Source organism: Paraburkholderia sp. 31.1, assembly GCF_014397645.1.
Taxonomy (GTDB): Bacteria; Pseudomonadota; Gammaproteobacteria; order Burkholderiales; family Burkholderiaceae; genus Paraburkholderia; species Paraburkholderia tuberum.
In genome coordinates this window covers 1-4,983 of sequence record NZ_VZQN01000110.1, presented here as the reverse complement: position 1 = coordinate 4,983, position 4,983 = coordinate 1, and the positions used below count along the sequence as shown (strand labels likewise).

The window sequence follows — 4,983 nt, the reverse complement described above, 5'->3', positions numbered from 1 at the left end:
AGGAGGGGGCCCCGAATCCGGGCAAACCCCGCCTCGCTTGCGACCGAATTCCTTCGACATTCTGATAATTGCAAGCTGACTCGTCGGCAACGCCGGCGACGAGCTTATTGATCAGTGTTTCCCTAGCGCTCAAGATATCCGCAATGCGTGCAGCGCTTGCCGAGGCGGAGGGCGCACGTGGCGTCCTCGCTGAGCACGCGGCGCGCGGCGTCGTCGGCGAAGTCGCGCTGTGCGAGAGTCTGGCCGCCGAGGTGTCGGCACTGAGCGGGATCGTGTCCGAGGCTCAGGTGGCGAATGCTGCATGCGACAAGTTCATCGCGGACGCGCGTAGCCGGTTCACCCATCTCACCACTGCTGGCAAATGTGTACATGCGCCGATTTGTGTTGGCATGGAAGAAGCTCGGACTTCAGCGCAGTCTTGGCAGTCGAATCGTGACCTACGCGGACGATCTTGTGATCCTGTGCAAGCGAGGCAAGGCCGAAGAGGCCTTACTGCAACTGCGCGCGATCATGGGCAAGCTGAAGCTGACGGTCAACGAGGAGAAGACGCAAATCTGCAAGGTTCCGGAAGGGGAATTCGACTTCCTGGGTTACACGTTTGGGCGGATGTACTCAGCAACGACTGGCCAGGCCCGTATGGGCATGCGTCCGTCGAAGAAGAGTATTCGGCGCATGGTTGAGAAAGTCCATGCGCTACCGGAGGTTGAGCGCGCTTGGTCGCCAGATGAAATGGAGGTCAGCGTGCGTCGATCGCCTACACTTGCTAATGGCATTCGGGTCCCATCGTCGCACGCCGTCACGCAACGCCAAGGAAACAGGATCGCATCCTGGCAATCGATTCGCGCTTGCCCCGCGCACCGCTACCCCCAACTGTGAAACTGCGCGTGGGGCGCCTTACTCAGGTCGCGCTACCGAAAAGATCAGCGAGGCAATCGATGAGAGTGAACCCCCCAGCGCGCACAGAGTTGCCCGGGCAAGTCGTACTCGTCTTTCAGGGTGGCGGGGCGTTGGGCGCGTATCAGCTTGGTGTCTATCAGGCGATGGACGAAGCGGGCATACAGCCGGATTGGGTGATCGGCACCTCCATTGGCGCGATCAACGCAGCCTTGATCGCCGGGAATCCACCGGAGCGCCGATATCGACGGCTGGAGGAATTCTGGAACCAGGTGACCGATCGCACCCGCCTGGACGTGCCTGCTGCCTGGCCTGGCTGGGACAAAATCTTTGCAAAATGGATGATCATCGGCGGCGGCATCGAGGGATTCTTCCAGCCCAATCCGGCATCCTGGCTCGGACCGCTCGCCCGGCTCGGCGTGGATCGAGCGTCGTATTACCTGATTGCGCCGTTGCGCGATACGCTTTGTTCGCTGGTCGACTTCGATCTGCTGAACGCCGGGCATCCGCGACTGACCGTGGGCGCAGTTCACGCCTGCACGGGCGCGATGCGCTACTTCGACTCGCGCGACCAACGGCTGAATGCCTCGCACATCATGAGCTCGGGCGCGCTGCCACCCGCGTTCCCGGCCGTGCGGATTGACGGAGAGCCGTATTGGGACGGCGGCGTTTATTCCAACACCCCGGTCGAGGTGGTGCTGGATGACAAGCCCCGCAAGAGTTCGGTCATCTTCTCGGTACAGGTGTGGAACCCGATCGGCCCTGAGCCGGAAAGCATATGGCAGATCTCGGAACGGCAAAAGGACATCCAGTACGCCAGTCGCACCGACAGTCACATCGCGCGTCAGCAGCAGATACACCGTCTCCGCCATGTGATCCGCGAACTGGTTAAGCGCTTGCCGGAAGCCGAGCGCGCCTCGTCCGAAGTCCAGGAGCTTGCCGCCTGGGGGTGCCAGACCACCATGCGTATGATCAAACTTGCTGCGCCCCGCCTGGACGGGGACGACCAGTTGAAGGATATCGATTTCACCCCAGCCGGCATTGCTTCCCGACAGCGCGCGGGCTATGAAGCAGCAATGCGGGCCATTGCCGCGTGCCCGTGGGAAGCACCGATGGACCCAGTAGAAGGATTGACCGTCTACAGCGCGGATGAAGACGTAACCGGTGAGAGACGCGTTTGACGCCTGCCCGAATAAGGACCCGTCGCCGTTGACCGAATGATGCGATTGACGAAATTCCCGGTGGCCGGTGATGGCGTAATGCCAACTTTCTTCGACGCTCCGGGTGCAGGCAAGGCCGCGCTGATTGCCCGTCCGCAGGATCAGGGCTGGCGACGTATAGCGCGTCGCGCAGCGATGAACTTTACTTCGGCCGCCCGCCGCAGCTGAAGCACTGCGCCAGGTCGAATGGGCGGCCAAGGCCGTGCACCGTGCACCAGTAGAGAGGACGTGCGCAGCGATGCGGTCTCGCCGATTTGCGCGACTTCGCTGTGCAGCCGGCAACATGGCGGGGCGTCGGGCGTCGGGCGCCGCAGCGAGGCTGCGCCGCTCGTTCTTCTCCCGCCCGCGCACGAAGCGCGAATCTGGGCGCCACCTAAGCGCCGCGGCTCTGGTGCAAATAGGCGGTCCGGACGAGATTTTTGTTATAGAAAGGATACCTCATCAAGCAGACAGGACGGCCTCCCAAACTGCGGGCGCAGCGGTATCTTTGAGGCCGAGCTTCGCGAGGCTGAATTGGCCCTTGCGAATACGATGGACCAACTCAATACCTGAGAGAGTAATCGCTGCGTTCCTGAAACGTTTGAAGCCGAGCATGACTTTCGTCCGGGACTTGATGTTGCGGTGGTCCTGCTCGACCAAATTATTGAGATATTTCGAGGATCGGATCTTCGTGTCCTCAGGCAGCAAGCCATCGGCCTTCATCTCGCGCACGGCGCGGTGCGAGGCTGCATAACCATCAAGCGTGATGGTCTTCGGTGGCTGGCCTTGAAGTTTGATTGCCTTCCTGAAAAAGGTTTTTGCCGCCTTCACGTCGCGTCTGGCGCTGAGCATGAAGTCTACCGTCTGGCCCACCCGATCCACTGCTCGATAAAGATAGACCCACTTGCCGCGCAGCTTGAGGTAAGTCTCGTCGACACGCCACGACTGGCCGGTGGGCCTGCCAAAGCGGTTCCACCGTTTGACGAACTCCGGCGAAAAGCGCCGCACCCAGCGCAGGATCGTCGTGTGCGCCAGCGACAGACCCCGTTCCGCCATCATTTCGACCAGATCGCGCAGGCTAAGCTTGTAGCGCAGGTACAACCGAACACACAGAATGATCACATCGCGGTCAAAGTGACGGCCTGCGAACAGTTCGTCCAGGCTCTTCAGCTTGCTCATCGTCGGTTCTCAATTCGTTCAGCCCGACAGCTTAACCGATTCGCCCCCCGCGCTATTTGCACCAGAGACCTCGGAACGACCTGGATACGGTTGCAGTCATCTGCGGAGAGGCTGTGGGTCTGTTAAAAGACCGCCCGGGTGCGGAATCAATCGTGCAATCGATGGCGGCACAGGCGGCCGATCTCCTCAGTAAGGGCAGCAAGCTCAAGTTCACCTCAACGTCGTGATAGTAGGTGAGTTGATCTGCCACCGGGCTGACCGAGCACCACCTCCGCGCCGTTCAGATGACTCCTCGGCCATACCAAACGTGCAAGCACCGTGCGGTACCGTGGCATCGAGGTCGACGATGCCCTTGAGATGGCAGAGCAGACCGAAGTTTGAACCGAGGTACCTCCGGACGGTGGTCTGCATCGGGCGCTGTCCCGGCCACCAAGGGACGTTCGCTTGGCCGTTTGCAAGGACGCTCGAGCGGCGGCTTCCGCACTTGAAACCGGCCATTCAAAGACGCCATTCTGGCGTCGGACTGATTTTCAACCGCCCAAGTTTTGATTCAGCAGCGCAAACAACGCTTCCCACCCGCGCTCGGCGGCGGCATGGTCGTATACCGGGAAGTCCGGCACCATCCAACCGTGAGCGGCGGTGTAAATTTCCGCGCGGTAATTTACACCGGCTTCGACGAACGCCTTCTCCAGGCGCTTGGCCATCGCCGGCGGATAGCTGTCATCGTTCTCTGCGCTAGCGAGGTAGACCGCTGCTTTTAGGTTGGACACGAGCAAGTGTGGACTGGTTGGCGCGTCGGTCGCCAGATTGCCACCATGGAAGCTAGCGACCGTCACAAAACGATCAGGATAGGTGGCCGCCGCGGTAATCGCCATACCGCCACCCATGCAAAAACCTATTGCGCCGACCTTGGCGCCCGTAACATCGCTGCGGGCATCGAGATAGGCCAGGAAGGCTTCGGTGTCATTCGCAGCCTTATCATTCCCTGTCGTAGCCATCAATGGGCCTAGAATTGCGCGCACGTCGCCCTTAAACACTTCCTCTGGCACGAGGGTTTCGTAGGGGCCGTAGCGGTAGAACAGGTCGGGGAGTAACACGACGTAGCCGGCGTTTGCAACGCGCTGTGCCATCTCAAGCACCGCAGGCCTGATCCCGCCAGCGTCCATAAAGAAAATCACCGGTGGCCACGGCCCCTCGCCAGCAGGCGTCATAATATTCGCGGGGCATTCTCCGTCGCGAGTTCGAATAGTCACTCGTTCGTGGGGCATGAAATTCTCCTATTGCCGATGGGTGTGCCGAGAGTAGTCTATCGTCAACATCCGTTTCCGGTCAGCAGTGTGTATTTAACCTCCTGAGTCATTAAACCGATCCCTCGTTTCGCCAAACGTCTAATGGTCAGGGAATGGCCGTTGTACCTGGTTTGGACGTTCGGAGACCTTTCTTGAGCGTCTCAAATGGGTCGTTCACGGTCCGACCAGCGACGCAACGCCGCGAATCTCACGTGCGACGGGATGACCGGCAAGCTTCGGCCACAAAGTGTCATTCGGCGTAGCGCCGGTCGGCCGTTCAGACGTCCGTTCCACTCGGCGGATTCAACCGGTGGATGCAATAGTTTGCTGGAATCGTTCGGCGGGCGTCTCGTAGTCCAGTGTCTTTCTTGGACGCTCGTTCAGTCGTCTTGCCACAGCGTTGAGTTTGGCCTGCGAATACA

Annotated in this window: 4 protein-coding genes and 1 pseudogene; 3 read left to right on the top strand and 2 right to left on the bottom strand. The window is 60.3% G+C overall.

Going from position 1 to position 4,983, the window contains the following annotated elements:
* Positions 1–294 precede the first annotated feature (294 nt).
* Together F6X37_RS37435 and F6X37_RS35225 are read left to right on the top strand one after the other, a co-directional pair.
* A complete protein-coding gene (locus tag F6X37_RS37435) occupies positions 295–876 on the top strand; it encodes a reverse transcriptase domain-containing protein (protein WP_262420156.1) in 582 nt (193 codons plus the stop codon).
* A 59-nt stretch (positions 877–935) separates the two neighbouring features.
* Positions 936–2,075 carry a patatin-like phospholipase family protein gene (locus F6X37_RS35225; RefSeq protein WP_187614604.1) on the top strand — a complete coding sequence of 380 codons (1,140 nt, stop codon included), beginning with the start codon at positions 936–938 and terminating at the stop codon, positions 2,073–2,075.
* Between the two features lie 480 nt (positions 2,076–2,555).
* On the opposite strand, the gene F6X37_RS35220 is transcribed toward F6X37_RS35225, so the two are convergent.
* Entirely contained in the window at positions 2,556–3,263 is a 708-nt protein-coding gene (locus F6X37_RS35220; protein ID WP_410451551.1) for an IS6 family transposase, read from the bottom strand.
* Between the two features lie 275 nt (positions 3,264–3,538).
* On the opposite strand from F6X37_RS35220, the pseudogene F6X37_RS37430 reads away from it, so the two are divergent.
* Positions 3,539–3,653: pseudogene (locus F6X37_RS37430) on the top strand (integrase); the annotation flags it as partial.
* Positions 3,654–3,802: 149 nt separating this feature from the next.
* Here the strand turns inward: F6X37_RS37430 and F6X37_RS35210 are convergent.
* A complete protein-coding gene (locus F6X37_RS35210) occupies positions 3,803–4,540 on the bottom strand; it encodes a dienelactone hydrolase family protein (RefSeq protein ID WP_187614602.1) in 738 nt (245 codons plus the stop codon).
* Positions 4,541–4,983: the final 443 nt, after the last annotated feature.

What these genes read in the sequence shown, in the direction of transcription:
- F6X37_RS37435 (WP_262420156.1), top strand. Translation starts at nt 295, where the DNA reads ATGCTGCATGCGACAAGTTCATCGCGGACGCGCGTAGCCGGTTCACCC.
- F6X37_RS35225 (WP_187614604.1), top strand. Translation starts at nt 936, where the DNA reads ATGAGAGTGAACCCCCCAGCGCGCACAGAGTTGCCCGGGCAAGTCGTA.
- F6X37_RS35210 (WP_187614602.1), bottom strand. Translation starts at nt 4,540, where the DNA reads ATGCCCCACGAACGAGTGACTATTCGAACTCGCGACGGAGAATGCCCC.